Raw genomic sequence first — 15,659 nt, forward strand, 5'->3', positions numbered from 1 at the left:
AAATCGTCTGGGAAGTTCAACGCTCAGATCGGGCTGATCAATCCGACCGGCTGGCTGCCGAGCAAGGCGGCGACGGAGATGCTGCCTCCGGGTTCGATGGTCTTTCCCGTTACCAGATCCGCCTTCAACCCGTGAAGAGGGGAGGGTATGGCGATCGCCGTATCTTCCCAGAATTCCGGACCGGCGAAGAGAACGCCGGGATCGAGCCAGCCGAACATCAGCCGCGGCGCCACGGTGATTGCGAACTCGTCATTGTGCACCCGGGCGAAAGCAAGAACATGGTCGCGCCGGTTGCCCGTCACTTTCAGCGGCAGGTAGTCACCTCTGGCGAAGAGGGCCGGGTGCCGCAGGCGCAGTTGCAGGCCGATTGCGATGATGCGCTGCTTCAACGCCGCCGCCTGCAGTTTCGCGATCGGTCCGGCTTCATCGAGCCAGGCCTTCAGCCGTTCGTGCTCGACCGGCCGGCGGTTGTCGGGATCGACGAGGCTGAAATCGAAACCTTCTGCGCCCTGGTAGATGTCGGGAATGCCGGGAGCGGTCAGCTTGAGGAGCGTCTGCGACAGGCTGTTAAGATAACCCGCCGCGATGAACGGCTGCAGCACCTTTTCGAAATCTTCGAGAAAAGCGTCATTCTCGGGCGATACCAGCGCCGCCGCATAGGCCGTGACCGCCTCCTCATACGCGGTATCCTGGTCCATCCAGTCGCTGTGCTGCTTTGCCTCGCGCACCGCCTTCCCAGCATAGGCGGTAAAGCGTTCGCGAAGCTCTTCCGTCTGTCCTCTGTCGAAATCCTCCGGCCAGACGCCGGCCAGCGCCTGATAGAGCATCCACTCGACATTCGGCTCCGGGGCCGCGCCTTCAGGCAGATCCTTCACCCAGGACCGATTCATGTCCCGCCAGCGCGCCACCGCCTGTACGAAAACATCGGCGCCTTCGCTGAGCGCATAGAGCCTCGCGCGGGCATCCTCCCCGCGTTTGGTGTCGTGGGTGGCGCTTGCCGACAGGCCATGCGGCTGCAGCCGCGCGCGCTCCGCCATCCGACGATGGAATTCCTCGGGGCCACCCGGCGCCCTGCCGGGTTCGCCGCCCACCTCGTTTGCGGCGAGCAGCCTGTTATAGCGGTAGAACAGCGTGTCCTCGGTCGCCTTCGCCATCACTGGCCCGCTCAATTGCTGGAAGCGAATGCGGAACTCGTGGGCTGCATCGCCTTCGACCTTGCCTTCGAGAAGTTTCAGCACATGGTCGAGCGCCCGTCGATCATCCAGGCGTGCCATGGCCTGCGATGCGGTTGCGGCAAGCACGGCCGAATCCTGCCAAGTCAGCGGGCCGCCGTCGCCATAGGTGCGGTAGACGGGAAAGGCGATCAGCAGTTCCCTGAGCGCGCCGGCAATCTCGTCTCGTTTCTCCTCGGGAAAGATGCCGGCGGCGATCGATACCAGCCTGTCGGTCTCGCCGGCGAAATTGCGTTCCACCATCAGCCGCTTGGCGATCCGCCGGCCCTCATCGAGATCAGCCGCTTCGCCGGCGATGCTGCGATAGGCATCGTCCAATATGCGCAGCCCGCGGCCATCGATGAAGAGTTCGCTCATTGCGGCGATGAATTCATATCCCGTGGTGCCGGCCACCGGCCAACTCTCCGGGAGGACCTCGCTCGCCCCGAGGATCTTTTCGACGACGATGTAAATGTCCGGCCCAGCCGCCGCCCGTAGCTGGTCGAGATAGGCTTTCGGCTCGGCAAGCCCGTCGACATGATCGATGCGCAGGCCCTGCACCTTGCCTTGGCGCACCAACTCGATCACCAGCCGGTGCATCTCCTCGAACACCGAGGGATTTTCGACACGGGTGCCGACCAGGCCGGTCACTTCGAAAAAACGGCGATAGGTCAGATGCCGCGCCGCCTCCTTCCAGTGGGTCAGCCGCCAGTGCTGCCCCTCGTGCAGGCTTTCGAGGAAATCTCGATCGGAGGAGACATCCTCGAGCTTCTGCCGCAGAACCGCCCGATCGCCGCCTTCGAAGAGGATGTCGCGCATCGCGCGGCGGAAGCCCTCGCCTGATGTCACGGCCGCAGCTTCCGCCATTCTCGTTGCAACCGGATCGTCGAGCCGGTTTGCGACCGCCCCGTAGCTGCTGGGGTTCAGCGGCAACAGCGTCTCGAAATAAGCGAAGGCGAGGTTGCCGTGCGTTTCGTCGAGCACGAGGCGCAACTCGCCGGCGTCGAGCGCGCGATCAAAATCCTGGCCGAGCTGCGGCAGGGTCAGCGGTTCGCTCCAGTCGATGTCGAAGTGGCCGGCATAGGCGCTTTGCCGGCCGAAGGCCAGCACATCGCGCCACCAGGCGTTTTCCGGTGAGGCGGCCATGTGATTCGGTACGATGTCGAGGATCAGCCCCATCCCTGCCGAAGCCAGGCTTTCCGTCAGCCGGTCGAAGCCTGCCCGGCCGCCGAGCGCCGGATCGATCTCGTTGGCATCGGTGATGTCATAGCCGTGGGTCGAGCCGCTGGCGGCGGTAAAAATCGGCGAGGCGTAGAGGTGGCTGATGCCGAGGGTCTTGAGGTAGGGAATGAGGCCGCAGGCGCGATCGAAGGTCATGCCGTTGCGGAATTGTATCCGGTAGGTCGCGGTCGGAAGTGTCATGAGGCCGCCTGCCGTTGGAGTGGGGCCTTCTTCAACGGTTGCGGCCGCGTTTTTGTTCCCTCAGTCGATGAAAACGCCCACGCTTGCTGCGCGGCCGGTTGAATCGATGACGGTCAGTTTCGAATAGCCGCCGCCATCCGGCAGCCATTGCTGGGTGCGCCGGCGTGAGAGATCGGGCAGCGGCTTGCCGTTGGCAAGCCAGCGGAAGGGGGCGCGGCCGCCCTGCAGCTTCAGCATCAGCGGCGACAGGTCGCCTGCTCCGGCTCCGAGATCGATGTGGGCGCCCTCGGGCGGATAGACGATCTGCGGCGCGGCCTCGCGGCCGGAGGCGACGAGCAGGCCGCTGGCATTCAGCGCAAAACGCCGCTGGCTGATCGGCAGCTCGGATTGGGCGATGCGCACGGCGCCGGCGGGCGGGCGGGGCAGCGGGGTCGTCGCGATGCCCGATTTGGCGAAACCCTCGAACAGGATGGGCGCGGCGGTGCCGTAGCCGGTCAAGCCGGGCACGGCGCCGTTGTCGGGCCGGCCGACCCAGACGCCGAGCACATAGCGTCCGTCATAACCGACCGACCAGGCGTCGCGATAGCCATAGCTCGTGCCGGTCTTGTAGGCGATGCCGCGCTGCGGCGCGCCGGCCGGAGGGATGACGCCGGAGAGGATATCGGCGACGTTCCAGACTGAGACCGGCTCCAGCATCGGCTCGCCGTCGATCTTGCCGGGTACACCGGTGATGCCGTCTCCGAGCCTTGCCGGCTGGCCGCGATTGGCGAGCGCCGTATAGAGCTGCACCAGATCCTTCAGCGTGATGCCGACGCCGCCGAGACCGATCGCCAGCCCCGGCGTTTCGTTCGGCGGCAAAGCAGGGCGCACCTCCGCGCGGCGGAAGCGCACCAGCAGCCGCGACGGCCCGACGGCGTCGAGCAGCTTGACGGCCGGTACGTTCAGGGAGAGCTGCAGCGCCTCGCGCACGGTGACGTCGCCCTGGTAGCTCATGTCGAAATTGCGTGGCCGGTAGCCGAAGAAATCGGCCGGCCGGTCTTCGATGATCGTCTCCTGGGAGACGAGGCCCTGCTCGAAGGCGAGCCCGTAGATGAAGGGCTTCAGCGTCGAGCCCGGCGAACGGTTGACGCGTGTCATGTCGATCCAGCCGGAGCGGCTGGCGTCGAAATAATCGGCCGAGCCGACTTCGCCGATGATCTCGCCTGTCTGCGCATCCGCCATCACCATGGCGAGCGAAAGCTTCGGCCCGAGCTTCATAGCCGCGGCCCGCGCGACCGACTCCAGCCCCTGCTGCACCTGTTTCTTCAATGTCGTCTGGTGCTTGAGGACCGCAGGTTCCTTGCGGGTTGCCGCCTCGGCGACATGGGCGGCGAGCGCCGGCAATTGCATGCGCCGCATGGGAATGGCGACACCCTCGGCCCGCTCCGCCTCGCCGTCGCCGACGACTTCAGCCACGGCGACGCGGTCGAGCACGCGCTTGCGCGCCTCTTGCGCCGCCTTGAGATTACGGTCCGGCCGGCGCCGTTCCGGCAATTGCGGCAGGGCGACGAGCAGAGCGGCTTCTGCGACCGTCAGGCGTCGCGGCTCCTTGCCGAAATAAGCAAGGCTTGCGGCGCGCACGCCCTCCAGATTGCCGCCATAGGGCGCGTGGGTGAGATAGAGGTCGAGGATCTGTTCCTTTGAGAGCCGCCGCTCGATCTGCACCGCGCGCGCAAGCTGCAGGAGTTTTGCCGAAAACGTGCGTTCCGGGCGCGGCTCGATCAGCCGCGCCACCTGCATCGAAAGCGTCGAGGCGCCGGAAACGATGCGGCCATTGCTGATGAACTGCAGGCTTGCGCGCCCAAGCGCGAAGGGATCGACGCCGCCATGGTCATGGAAGCGCCGGTCCTCATAGGCGATCAGCATGCGCAGGAATTGCGGATCGACGTCGGCGACAACAGTCTTCAGCCGCCAGCGGCCTTCCGACGTTGCGAAGGCGCGCAGCAATTGCCCATCGGCATCCAGGACCTCGGCGGAGATCACATCCGCCTTGTCGAGTGGCGGCGGAAAGGCCCGGTCGGCGGCGTCGAGCGCGAAAAGAGCCGCGCCGGCGAGAATGACGCCAGCGGCGGATCCGATCGCAAACTTGCGCCACAGCCCCATTATTGTGCCGTCACGACCTCCATCTTGCCGGTCGCCGTGCGGGCCGAAAGCTCGGGCCTGTACATGTCCTCGACGCTTGCCGCGGGATGATCGTAGGTGCCGGGAGTGACGGCGCGCACGACATAGGCGACGTTGAATTCGCGCTCGTCGCCCGACGCGCGGTTGAAGGCGGCGACGAAGCGATCATAGCGGAATTCCGTATGGGCGGCCGATATTTCGCCGATCCAGTCGAAATTGGTCATCTGGGCGCTGTCGACGAGGTTCGGATTGTCGATCTCGAAGCCTGCCGGCAGAAGATCGGTGATGACGATGCGCGAAGGCCAGTCGTTGGTTTCCCGCACATGGATGACGACGACATAGCGCTCGTTCTGCTTCGCGTCGCTGACATTCGCCTGCTCGCCGTCGAGTGTGTAATAGCTGCGCTCGATGGTGAAGCCGTCGCCGCCGGCCGGCAGCGGCACCGTCGGGGCGGCAACGGTGGTGACAACCGTCGAAACGGCGTCGTTCGTCTGGTTGGTCAGCGTCAGCGGATGGCCGGCAAGGGCATCGCCGCTCATTCGCGCCATGTAGGCGCCGCTGTGCGAGGCGCCGTTGACGTCGATTTTCAGGTCGTCATCGCCGCCTTGGATGGCGCGCGCGGCAAGCAGCATCCAGGTCTCTTCCTGGGTGCTCTTGTATTTGCTGCGTCCCCATTCCTTGGCGACGGCCTTGGAAAGTTCCGGAATGACCGGCGGCACCGGCCGGCTTTCGGCGGCGAGCGCCAGGATCGCCGCGCCGTCGCGCAGGATCGTGCCGTAGTCGGTACGCGACAGGTTCACGCGTGAGACCATCGACTGTTCCGACATCTGCAGCGCATCGAGGAAGATGTTCTTCGAACGCTGCGCATCGCCGTAAAGCGCTAGCGCGGCGGCGATATGCGCCTTGGCGAGCGGCGTCGGGAAGTCGTTGATCATCGTATCGGCATAATAGCGCAGATCGCTGATCGCGGCCTTCTTGTTGCGGGCAAGGACGTAGATGGCGTAGGCGATCTGATCGCCCTGGCCCTTGATGTCGGTGGTGTAGGACAGCGTGTTCTGCAGGTTTTCCAGCGCCTGCACGAAGGCTCTTTCCGGCACGTCGTATTTCTGCTCGCGAGCCCGCGTCAGGAAATCGGTGACGTAGGAATCGAGCCAGACATCGCCTGAGTCAGGGCCCCAGAGGCCGAAGCTGCCGGCGGACGCCTGATAGGAAAGCACGCGGTAGATCGCATCCTGGACACGTTGGCGCACGTCGTCGTCGTTTTCGATACCGGCCTGCTTCGCCACTTCGGCAAGGTAGAGCAGCGGCAGCGCCCGGCTGGTCGTCTGCTCGGCGCAGCCGAAGGGGTAACGGTCGAGCGTCATCAGCAGTGCCGGAATGTCGAAGGCGGCTGAACGCGTGACGTTGACGCTGATCGAGGCGCCCGGCAGCACGCTGTCGGCCAGCAGGTTCTTATCGACGGTGAGTTTTGCTCCCGGCTTCAGCGCCAGCACCCTGCGCTGGGTGATCGGCAAGGAGGAGGGGCGGACCGGCACGTCGACCGTCCGATCAAGCGAAAGGCCGGAGGCGCCGGAGAGGTTGATCGAGACGCTGCCGGCCCCCGGCTGCTTGCCGACGAGCGAGAGCGTCAACTCGGATTTCGCGCCGGCTTCGAGGCGGATCGTCTGCGAGACGGAAGCCTGGTCGATACCGACGGCATCATTGCCGGTCAGTTGCAGCTTGTAGTCGCCGGCCGGCGCATCGGTATTGGCGATGTCGAGGCGCAGATTGGCCTTGTCGCCAGGAGCGAGGAATTTCGGCAGGCTTGCCGTCACCACGACGGGATCGCGGATGATGACGTCCTTGACGCCGTGTCCGACGCCTGATTTCGACCAGGCGACCGCCATGACGCGCGCCGTGCCGTTGAATTGCGGAATGTCGAAGGAGACATTGGCCTTGCCCTCGGCGTCGAGCTTCACCGCGCCTGAGAAGAAGGCGACGAGCTTCTGCGTCGGCGGGCTCGACTGCAGCGCCACGGCACCGCCGTCACCGCCGGTCCGGAGCTTGCCGGTCACACCAAGCGAGCCGTCGATCAGGCGACCGTAGAGGTCGCGGATTTCGAGGCCGAGCTGACGCTGGCCGAAATACCAGTCTTCCGGATTCGGCGGTTCGTAGCGGGTCAGGTTGAGAATGCCGACATCGACGGCGGCAACGGTCACATAGGCATCCTCGTTGGCGCCGGCGCCCGTCACCTGCAGGCCGATGTTCAATGGTCCGCGCGGCAGCATCTTTTCAGGCGTGTCGAGCGCCACCTGCAGCGCGCGCTGTTCGGGATCGACCTTCAGCCATTTGACGCCGATCGAGCGCATCGGCATGTGGCTGTCCTGGGCGTCGCCGGGGCGGAAGAGTGTGGCGGTCACATAAGCGCCGGCGCCCCAATCGGATGTGACCGGGATGTCGACCTCGCCGCCGGTCTCGCCCATCGTGGCGTTCTGCACGGCGACCAGCTTTTCGGTTCCGGCCGTCACCATCAGTTCGCCGCCGTAGCGCGAGGTGATTTTCAGCTTGGCCGTCTCGCCGACCTTGTAGCTGTCCTTGTCGAGGGCGATTTCCAGCCCGTCGGGTGTTTCGGTGGAGGTCGAGGCCACGAACCAGCCGGCCTCGAATTCGACGCTGGAGGTGGGGCCGTCGACATCCGGGCTTTCCACTTCGAGGCGGTAGCGGCCCCAGGTCACCGGCACGGAAATCTTGCCGCCGTCCATCGTCGCGTCGACGCTGCCGTTGGCGACCTGCTCGGCTGTGTAGACCGGCTCGTATTTCCACGCCGTTCCCTCGCGATACCACTGATATTCGCGATTGAGGCTGTAGAACTTCCAGCGCAAGCCTTTCGTTTCCTGCTTCTGGCCGTCGGCATTAACGCCGATCACCGTGAAATTGGCGATCGAGTTTTCAGGCAGGTCGTCGGAAAATTCCGGCTTGATGCCGATCGAAGCGCCCTGGTTCTTCACCGGAATGACGAGGGAGCGCTCGATGGCGCGCCCGCCTGCCTCCTGCATGCGCATATAGACCGTGGCGTTGAGAAGCTGGGTCGTGGCCGGCAGGTCGCTGATCGTGAGGTCGGTCGAGGCTTCGCCGTTCTCGTCGAGTTCGGGCAGGCCGTCGATCGGCAGGCGCGAATCTTCGCTCGCCTCCTCGTCGGCGAGGCCGAAGAGGAAGCCCTTATAATCGGCGCTCTCGCGCGTCGGCTTGACGACGACGTCGCCCTCGAGCGTCAGGCCGGCTGCCGGAGCGCCATAGAGATATTTGCCGGAAATGGTGATCGTCGCCGGGGTATCGGGACCGATTTCCTTGGCTTCGGTCTTGATCTCCATCTCGGTGCGATCCGGCACGAAATCGTCGACCAGGAAGCTCTTGGTGGCGATCGCCGTGCCCTTGGGGTCGGTATAGATATTCATCGTCCAGGTGCCGCGCATGGCGTTTTCCTGGGTCGGGAAATCGATGGAATAACCGCCGAGATTGCTGGTCTGGCTGACGATACGCCGGTCTTCGACGCCATCGGGGCGGCTGAAGATGAAGGTGAGCGGCAGGTTCTCGATGGCGTTGCCGTCGGTGTCGCGGGCGAGCGCCTGCGCATGCACCGTCTCGCCGGCGCGGTAGATGCCGCGTTCGGTAAAGGTCAGCACGTCGATCGCGCCGGGTGCGGCGCGGCCGGTCACGCCGCGGTCGGAAAGGTCGAAGCCGGCGCGCGTCATGTCGAGGAAGACATAGTCAGACGTGCCGTTCTTGGCGGCAATGACGGCGGGCGTCAGCGCCGCCGTGCCGCGGATCAGGCCGGCGGTGAAGGTGGCGCGACCGTTTTCGTCTGTTGTCGCGGTGCCGAGCACCTCGTTGTTCTTGGCGAGCAGTTGCAGTTCGACGCCCGCGATCGGCTTTGGCGAAGCGAGCGAGCGGGTGAAGACGTTGAGCCCGTCCGTGCCGGCATAGGTGGTGATGCCGATATCGGAGACGAGGAACCATTGCGTCGCCTGCGAATCCCACTCCTGCGACGGGCCGGTTCCTGCCGTTGCGGTCATCACGTAGATGCCGGGCTTGCGCTCGGGCAGGGCTTCGTCGACGGGGAAGCTCGTGACGACATCCTTGTTCAGCTCGTTGGCGATCTCGATCGAGCCCTGCCAGACGAGTTCGCCGCTCTGGTCCTGAATGTTCTGAGCGCTGTAGCCGTCGAGCTGGCTCAGGAACTGCGAATTCGTCAGCAGCGGCGCAATGCCACGATCGCCGATGCGATAGAGTTTCAGGTTGGCCGAGGCGAGGTTGACCGAGACGATCGGGATGCCGCGCCGCGCCGTCGAGGGCAGCACGAAGCTGTCGCCGGTGAAGCGCACCATCTGGGTGCGGTCCTTGATGTAGACGTCGATGCTGACGGGTGCGTCGAGCACCTCGTCGACTGAAGACGGCAGGCCGGTACGGAAGGCGATCTTGTAGGTCTCGCCATGCGTCAGGCCTTCGACGCAGATCTGCTTGCCCTTGGTTTCGACCGCCTTCGGCGCCGCGCCGTTCAGCGTCACGAAGGGCGTGTAGTCGGTGGTCTTGACGAGCGCTTCGGAGAAGGTGACGCAGGCGCGCGGCGTGGCGCTGTCGGCGTCGACCGTATGTTCGGTGATGCGGAAGCCCTTCGTCGATTTCAGCTGCAGGTAGGCGGCCTGCACATCCTTGGCGCCGACGAGCGCCAGGCTCGCCTTGTAGGCGTCGAGCGCCGGACGGTAATTGCCGTTTCGTTCCAGCGCATTGGCAAGGACGGCGAGCGCCTCGGCCCGCTTGGCCGTCGTGCGCGTCAGCTCGTAGCCGTTCAGTGCGTCGAGCACGGCTTGGCCCGTGATGCTGCTCTCGGAACTGCCGAACGAAATTGCGGCGCGGGCGGTTTCGAGCCAGAGATCACCATCATCCGGCGTGATCGACAGTGCGCCATGGAAGGCGATCAGCGCGTCGGTCAGGTTGTTGGCGGTCATGTCGAGGCGAGCGTTGGCCGTCAGGCTGTCGACCCCCTGGCCCTGCTGGCCGTCGGTCAGGGCAAGATTGTCCTTGAAGTCGTGGGCCTGCTGGATGAGATCGTTCGTCAGGAAGGTCAGGCGTGGCGGCGCCCCGATATCCGGTTCCTTTTGAGTCGCTGTCTCGACGATCTTGCCGGCGATGGCGCCGGGGAAGGCGTTCATCGTCTTGAAGTCGGATTTCAGGAAGCACCACTTCACCTTGGGATTGTAGGTGAAGGCCTTGCAGCTCTTGTCGCCGATGCAGGAGGTCTTGCACTGGTCGAGCGAAACATTCTGCTCGGTGCGAAGATCGAAGCCGAAGAAATCGGCGTCCTTGATCGTCTGGATGTCGCGCTTGGTGTCCGCCGCGGTGGCGGGAAAGCTGATGGCGATCGTGGAAAATGCGATTGCAGCGAAAGCGAAGAACGAGCGCACGGACATAGGTTCCCCCCGGAATGCTGGCTCTGACCGGCGGGCACTCTCCTCACTCCTCACGAGATTGTCAACTCAACTTGAGCGTTGTTTCACCTTCACACAGACGCTTTCGTCCGGCTGTCATATCGATGGAAGCGATGGGCCGCTTTTTGCAAGGGTGAGCAATGATTTGGGTGGCTGCCAGAGGCAATGCAACGTTCACGATTTTCGGCCATGGCGGCTTTACCACATTCCTTGCAGCCAATGGCCTCTTGCTCGCTGTGGGTGCAGCAGGTGCGGCCGGGGCCGCCCGCAACATGCTGCCGAGAATCGAGAGCCTGAAATTGTTTTCCTTTTCGCCAGAAGATCGGGGATTGATTAGCCTGTCGGTCGCAGCGCCGTGACGGCGGCAGAGGCGGCCGCTTTTGCGCGAAATTCACATCGTTAAAAATTTATCAATGTTAACAATATCTTAAATATGGAAAATCGCGTTTCACGGCGGAACATAACGTCGAGTTGCCCGTTACAGCCATGAGTTTTGGGCAGGGATAGCTGCCGGAGCGGATCCCTCTTTCGAAGTATGTGCGTAACAAGGGGATATATCATGGCCACCAATGTCGTGCGGCGCTGGCAACGAGATGATCTCATGAATCAGAGAGTATTGATCGTCGAAGATGAATTTCTGATCGCCCTGGATCTCGGGGCGACGGTGGAGAGCATCGGCATGCAGGTGGCGGGTCTTGCGCATGATCGCGAACAGGCGCTGCGGCTGGCGCCGCTTGCCGACATCGCTTTCGTCGACGTCAATCTCGCCGATGGGCCGACGGGGCCTGAGATCGGCCGGCAACTGGCGGAAGAGCACGGCATCGCGGTCGTCTTCATGACCGGCAATCCCGAGATGGTTGCCGATGGGATCAAGGGCGCGGTGGGCGTGGTTCAGAAACCGGTCATGCCTTCGGTCGTCGAACAATTGGTGAAATATCTTGCCGCGCGCCGCGTCGGCATGTTCGCGGTCGTTCCCAAGCAGATGACGGTATTTGCCTGATCGGGCTTGTCTCGATCAGCCGGAAACGGCTGCAAGCTGCGGCTGGACGCCGGCCTTTTCCGTCGCCGGCCTGCCGTAAGCCTTGAGAAAAGTGCGCACCGCGTTGCGGGCGGCTTTTTCCAGTTCTTCGTCGGTGGGCATCCCGCCGAAAAGCACTGACATTTGCAGGTCGGCATTGCCGAGCGCCACGAACTGGCGGGCGGCGACGTCGAAATCGTCGATGACGAGCGCGCCCTTGTGAGAAAGCCGCGCGAAAAGCGCCGACAGCGCCGTGGTCAGCTTGCCCGGCCCGTGCTGGCGCCAGCTTTCGAAGAGGTGCGGATATCGCTCGCCTTCCGTCTGCACCAGCTTGCGCAGGAATTTTCCGTCGTGATTGCAGATGCAGTTCTTGTTGAGGCGCACGACGAAGGCCGTCAGGTCGTCCTCCAGATTGTCGGCATTTTCTGGGAAGGTCGACAGCATGGAGAAGAGCATGGTGTTGGCGCGGTTCATGACGTCCTCGACGACGGCGACGAACAGCGTTTCCTTCTCGCGATAGTGATTGTAGATCGTCTGGCGCGATACGCAGGCAACGGCGGCGATCTCGTCGATGCTGGCGCCGGCGAAACCCTGGCGGCAGAAGACGTCGGCGGCGGCATCCAAAATGGACATGCGCTTGAAGCATTGTCCGCGCTGGGTATGCCCCGTCATCCTGCCTGCGGGTGTCATGCGATCTTTCATGAGAACGAGGATAAGACGTCTTGACGACTTAGACAATGGCGTCTAATTTTACATCCGTGTCCAAATTTATTGACACCCCTGGTTTCGCCGCTGGAGATATGAGCTCCCAACTTCGTCTTCGCGCGGAACGATCATCATTAAACCTCGAGGCAATGCGCGGAGCGACGATCCGATGCTTCCGCTGCGCTTTTATGAAAGATCACCATTATGACGGCTTCATTCTTTCGCATTGCCCTCATTCTCGGCCTTCTCTCGGCCATCGGGCCTTTTGCCATCGACATGTATCTGCCTGCACTGCCGTCCATCGGCCAGGACCTGCATGCCGATAACAGCGTCACCCAGCTGACCCTTCTCGCCTTCTTCATCTCCTTTGCGCTCGCCCAGCTCGTCTATGGTCCGCTGTCGGACATGTGGGGCCGCAAGCTGCCGCTCTATCTCGGTATCGGCGTCTTCGCCGTCGCCTCGATCGGTTGCGCGCTGGCGACCGATATCGAAACGCTGATCGCCTTCCGCTTCGTCCAGGGTATCGGTGGCGCGGCCGGCATGGTCATTCCGCGCGCCATCGTCCGCGACATGCACACCGGTGTGCAGGCCGCACGCCTGATGTCGCTGCTGATGCTGGTCTTCTCGATTTCGCCGATTCTGGCGCCGCTGACCGGCAGCGCCGTCATCGAATTCTCAGGCTGGCGCGGCGTGTTCTGGGCGGTGACCATCGCTGCCGCGATCGGCCTCGTCCTGCTTTCCACCCAGCTTGAGGAAACCCGCCCGGCCAAGGAGCGCAACGGCAGCGGCCTTGGCAGCGCCATGAGCGCCTACCGGCGGCTGCTTGCCGACCGCAATTTCCTGACGCTGACCTTCATCGGCGGTCTCGGCATTTCGAGCTTCCTCGTCTATCTCGCCAACTCGCCCTTCGTGCTGATCCAGCACTACGGGCTGACGCCGACCCAATATAGCTTCGCCTTCTCGATCAATGCCGTCTCCTTCTTTGCGGTATCGCAGGCGACCGGCTGGCTCGGCGAACGCTTCGGCCTGGTGCGCGTCATGCGGATTGCGGTCAGCGCCTTCGCGCTTGCCATGGTCGTCATGGCGGTGGTGATGGCTGCGGGCTTCAACCAGCTGCCCGTAATGGCAAGTTTCCTGTTCATCGGCTATGGCTGCCTCGGTCTCGTCATCCCGACGAGCGCGGTGCTCGCCCTCGAGGATCACGGCGAGATCGCCGGCACGGCCTCGTCGCTGATGGGCACGCTGCATTTCGTCATCGCCGCAGTTGCCATGGTCATATCGAGCATCTTCTTCGACGGAACGGCCGTTCCGATGGCCGCCGGCATCGCGCTTTGCGCCTTCTCGGCCTTCGTGCTGACGCAGGCAACGATCGGCCGCCGCGCCGCGGTTGCCGCCGCCGAGTGACCGGCTCTGAGGAGGTTCAGCCCGTCAGCGTGAAAGCGTCGCTTTCACCGGGAACGAGTTCCAGCGGCCAGATGCGGTTGCGGGCGCCCTGCGGATAGTGATCGGCATAGGCCGGCATGGTGGCGAGCAAGGTTTCGCCGAGTTGCGCGCCGAGATCGCGCAGCGACATGCGGAAAGATGTCAGCGTCGGCTGCAGGAAATGCGTGCGCGGTTCTTCGCGGAAGCCGACGACGGCAAGGTCGCGGCCCGGCACGATGCCGGCTTCCGCCAGCCGCCGGTAAAGCCCGATCGCCATCAGTTCGTGGATCAGGATGATCGCGGTCGGCCGCTCTTCGATCATCAGCAGTTCGTGGCCGGCCTGATAGCCGCCCTGTTCGCTCGATTTGACCCGGATGACGAGGGCCGGATCGAAGGGGATACCGTGGCGTTTCAGCGCCTGACGGTAGCTGTCCAGGAAAATGTAGCCGAGATTGATATCGGAGGAGGGGGCGGCCACCGCGATCCGCCTATGGCCTTTTGCGACCAGCCGGTCGACACCGCGCGCCGCCACGCCCTCGAAGTCGAGATCCATCCAGGTATAGCTGCCGCCCGAGGCGCTGCGGCCGAGCGCCACGAAGGGGATGCGGGCCTTTTCCAGAAGCTCGATGCGCCGGTCGGTACGCCTCGTCGCCGAGATGATCAGCGCGTCGACGAGGCGGCGCGCCACCATGCGCTTCAGATATTCGTGCGGATCCTCGTCATCGGGGCAGGGCAGCATGACCAGATCGAGCTTGTGGCGGGAAAACACGCTCTGCAGCCCGTCGGTGACGCCGAGGAAGAAGTCGTCGCTGTTTTCGACCGTCTCGCGGCTCACCTCGAGCATCAGGCCGATGACATTGGTCATGCCCTGGCGAAGGCTGCGGCCCGACTGGTTGGCGACGTAACCGAGTTCTTCGGCGGCGGCGAGCACGCGCCGGCGCGTTTCTTCATTGACATCCGGCTTGCCGTTCAGCGCCCGGGACACCGTCCCGATCGAAATGTCGAGATGCTCGGCGAGCTGGCGAATTCCCTTCATCTCTGGCGACTTTCCTCCCCACCCGATCGCGTTACGCCCTTCTTGCCACAGGATTGCGCCCGCGAAAAGCCAGGGAGAGAGGTTAGGGCTTGAAGCTCTGGCGGATGACGAGTTCCGGAATGACGCGTTCGTAAGCCGGCGGCGCGTCGGGGTTTTCAAGCCGCCGCTCCATCAGTTCCACGGCGCGTTGCGCTATGGTCAACGGGTCCTGGCGGAAGGTGGTCAGCCGGTAACTCAGCCAGGAGGATTCCGGAACGTCGTCGAAGCCGATGATGGCGACATCTTCCGGAATGCGCAGCCGCGCTTCCTGGCGCACGACATCCATCAGCCCGAAGGCGATCAGGTCGTTGGCGCAGAAGACGGCGTCGGGCTTTATTCGCTCCGAGAAGAGTGCACGGCCGGCGGTAACGCCGCCCTCATAATCGGAATCTCCGCCGCGCGTGACGACAATGGATGCGCCGAGCGACTCGGCGGCTGAAAGGAAGGCGCTTTCGCGCTCGACGATCGCAGGCGTTCCCGAATTGGAGCCGATCACGGCCAGGCGACGCCTGCCGCTTTCGTAAAAGGCCGTCGCCGCCCTGCGCGAGGCTTCGGAATTGCCGGCGCGCACATGATCGGCGTCGGGCTCCGATCGGCCGATGACGACGAGCGGCTGGCCGTTGCGCTGGGCGAGTTCGAGGAAACTTGCAGGCGGTGAGCCGGACAGGATGATGATTGCCTCGGCGCGGTGGCCGATCAGCATCTTCTGGGCGGCGAGCAGTTCTTCTTCCGTCTGACCGGTATTGATCAGGATCGGGATGCTGCCCCGCCGGATCAGCGATTTGGCAAGGGTGGCGGCCAGATGCGCGCGAAAACCCACTTCCGGCCGGGTCGCGACGATGCCGACGAGGCGGCTCTGATTGGCAAGCACGCCGCGCGCCAGGTCGTTGACGTGGTAGCCCAGTTCTTCGGCCGCCCGCAGCACCTTTTCGCGCGTCGCCGGAGCGACGCTCGCGCCTGGTGTAAATGTGCGGGGAGACGGCCGAGCGCGAAACGCCCGCCAATTGCGCCACCTGCTCGGCGCTGACGAAACGCATGCGTTCTTTCTTCGGCGTCTTGCCGCCGTTCACCGGGCCATCAATCATGGCCCTTCAGCTATTTGCCGTCTCTGACAGCCAGATGACAGCTGGCCGCACGGCAGCCAGATTTTTTCTAAAAGGGAGATAATCGCAAAGTACAGG

At 63.9% G+C, this 15,659-nt stretch carries 8 protein-coding genes and 1 pseudogene; 3 read left to right on the forward strand and 6 right to left on the reverse strand.

The window, feature by feature from the left end:
• Window positions 1-23 precede the first annotated feature (23 nt).
• Genes treY through QD408_RS11060 form a run of 3 tightly spaced genes read right to left on the reverse strand, consistent with a single transcriptional unit; the run spans window position 24 to window position 10,240 of the window.
• On the reverse strand, window positions 24-2,633 hold the full coding sequence (gene treY / locus QD408_RS11050; protein ID WP_414139335.1) for a malto-oligosyltrehalose synthase: 2,610 nt from the start codon (window positions 2,631-2,633) through the stop codon (window positions 24-26).
• A gap of 60 nt (window positions 2,634-2,693) precedes the next feature.
• Window positions 2,694-4,775, reverse strand: a complete 2,082-nt coding sequence (gene pbpC, locus QD408_RS11055) for a penicillin-binding protein 1C (protein ID WP_414139336.1) — start codon at window positions 4,773-4,775, stop codon at window positions 2,694-2,696.
• Window positions 4,775-10,240 (reverse strand): MG2 domain-containing protein, encoded by a 5,466-nt coding sequence (locus tag QD408_RS11060; RefSeq protein ID WP_414139337.1) that lies wholly within the window; start codon window positions 10,238-10,240, stop codon window positions 4,775-4,777. The genes pbpC and QD408_RS11060 overlap by 1 nt, the downstream gene beginning before the upstream one ends.
• A gap of 158 nt (window positions 10,241-10,398) precedes the next feature.
• On the opposite strand from QD408_RS11060, the gene QD408_RS11065 reads away from it, so the two are divergent.
• A complete protein-coding gene (locus QD408_RS11065; protein WP_414139338.1) occupies window positions 10,399-10,617 on the forward strand; it encodes a hypothetical protein in 219 nt (72 codons plus the stop codon).
• A gap of 200 nt (window positions 10,618-10,817) precedes the next feature.
• The gene (locus QD408_RS11070; RefSeq protein ID WP_088683538.1) at window positions 10,818-11,258 is read left to right on the forward strand and encodes a response regulator; all 441 of its coding nucleotides are present in this window, start codon (window positions 10,818-10,820) and stop codon (window positions 11,256-11,258) included.
• A gap of 15 nt (window positions 11,259-11,273) precedes the next feature.
• Here QD408_RS11070 and QD408_RS11075 read toward each other — a convergent pair whose 3' ends face one another.
• Window positions 11,274-12,014, reverse strand: coding sequence for a TetR/AcrR family transcriptional regulator (locus tag QD408_RS11075; protein WP_088683537.1), 741 nt, complete (start codon window positions 12,012-12,014; stop codon window positions 11,274-11,276).
• A 171-nt stretch (window positions 12,015-12,185) separates the two neighbouring features.
• Between QD408_RS11075 and QD408_RS11080 the strand changes: the two genes are divergently transcribed.
• On the forward strand, window positions 12,186-13,385 hold the full coding sequence (locus QD408_RS11080) for a multidrug effflux MFS transporter (protein WP_088683536.1): 1,200 nt from the start codon (window positions 12,186-12,188) through the stop codon (window positions 13,383-13,385).
• A 16-nt stretch (window positions 13,386-13,401) separates the two neighbouring features.
• Here the strand turns inward: QD408_RS11080 and QD408_RS11085 are convergent, their stop codons facing one another.
• Window positions 13,402-14,439 carry a LacI family DNA-binding transcriptional regulator gene (locus QD408_RS11085; RefSeq protein WP_414139339.1) on the reverse strand — a complete coding sequence of 346 codons (1,038 nt, stop codon included), beginning with the start codon at window positions 14,437-14,439 and terminating at the stop codon, window positions 13,402-13,404.
• Between the two features lie 82 nt (window positions 14,440-14,521).
• A pseudogene (locus tag QD408_RS11090) lies at window positions 14,522-15,563 on the reverse strand (LacI family DNA-binding transcriptional regulator).
• Between the last annotated feature and the right edge of the window lie 96 nt (window positions 15,564-15,659).

The sequence above is a fragment of the Rhizobium sp. BR 249 genome (assembly GCF_047445895.1).
In the GTDB taxonomy this organism is placed as follows: Bacteria; Pseudomonadota; Alphaproteobacteria; order Rhizobiales; family Rhizobiaceae; genus Rhizobium.

What these genes read in the sequence shown, in the direction of transcription:
- treY (WP_414139335.1), bottom strand. Translation starts at nt 2,633, where the DNA reads ATGACACTTCCGACCGCGACCTACCGGATACAATTCCGCAACGGCATG.
- pbpC (WP_414139336.1), bottom strand. Translation starts at nt 4,775, where the DNA reads ATGGGGCTGTGGCGCAAGTTTGCGATCGGATCCGCCGCTGGCGTCATT.
- QD408_RS11060 (WP_414139337.1), bottom strand. Translation starts at nt 10,240, where the DNA reads ATGTCCGTGCGCTCGTTCTTCGCTTTCGCTGCAATCGCATTTTCCACG.
- QD408_RS11065 (WP_414139338.1), top strand. Translation starts at nt 10,399, where the DNA reads ATGATTTGGGTGGCTGCCAGAGGCAATGCAACGTTCACGATTTTCGGC.
- QD408_RS11070 (WP_088683538.1), top strand. Translation starts at nt 10,818, where the DNA reads ATGGCCACCAATGTCGTGCGGCGCTGGCAACGAGATGATCTCATGAAT.
- QD408_RS11080 (WP_088683536.1), top strand. Translation starts at nt 12,186, where the DNA reads ATGACGGCTTCATTCTTTCGCATTGCCCTCATTCTCGGCCTTCTCTCG.
- QD408_RS11085 (WP_414139339.1), bottom strand. Translation starts at nt 14,439, where the DNA reads ATGAAGGGAATTCGCCAGCTCGCCGAGCATCTCGACATTTCGATCGGG.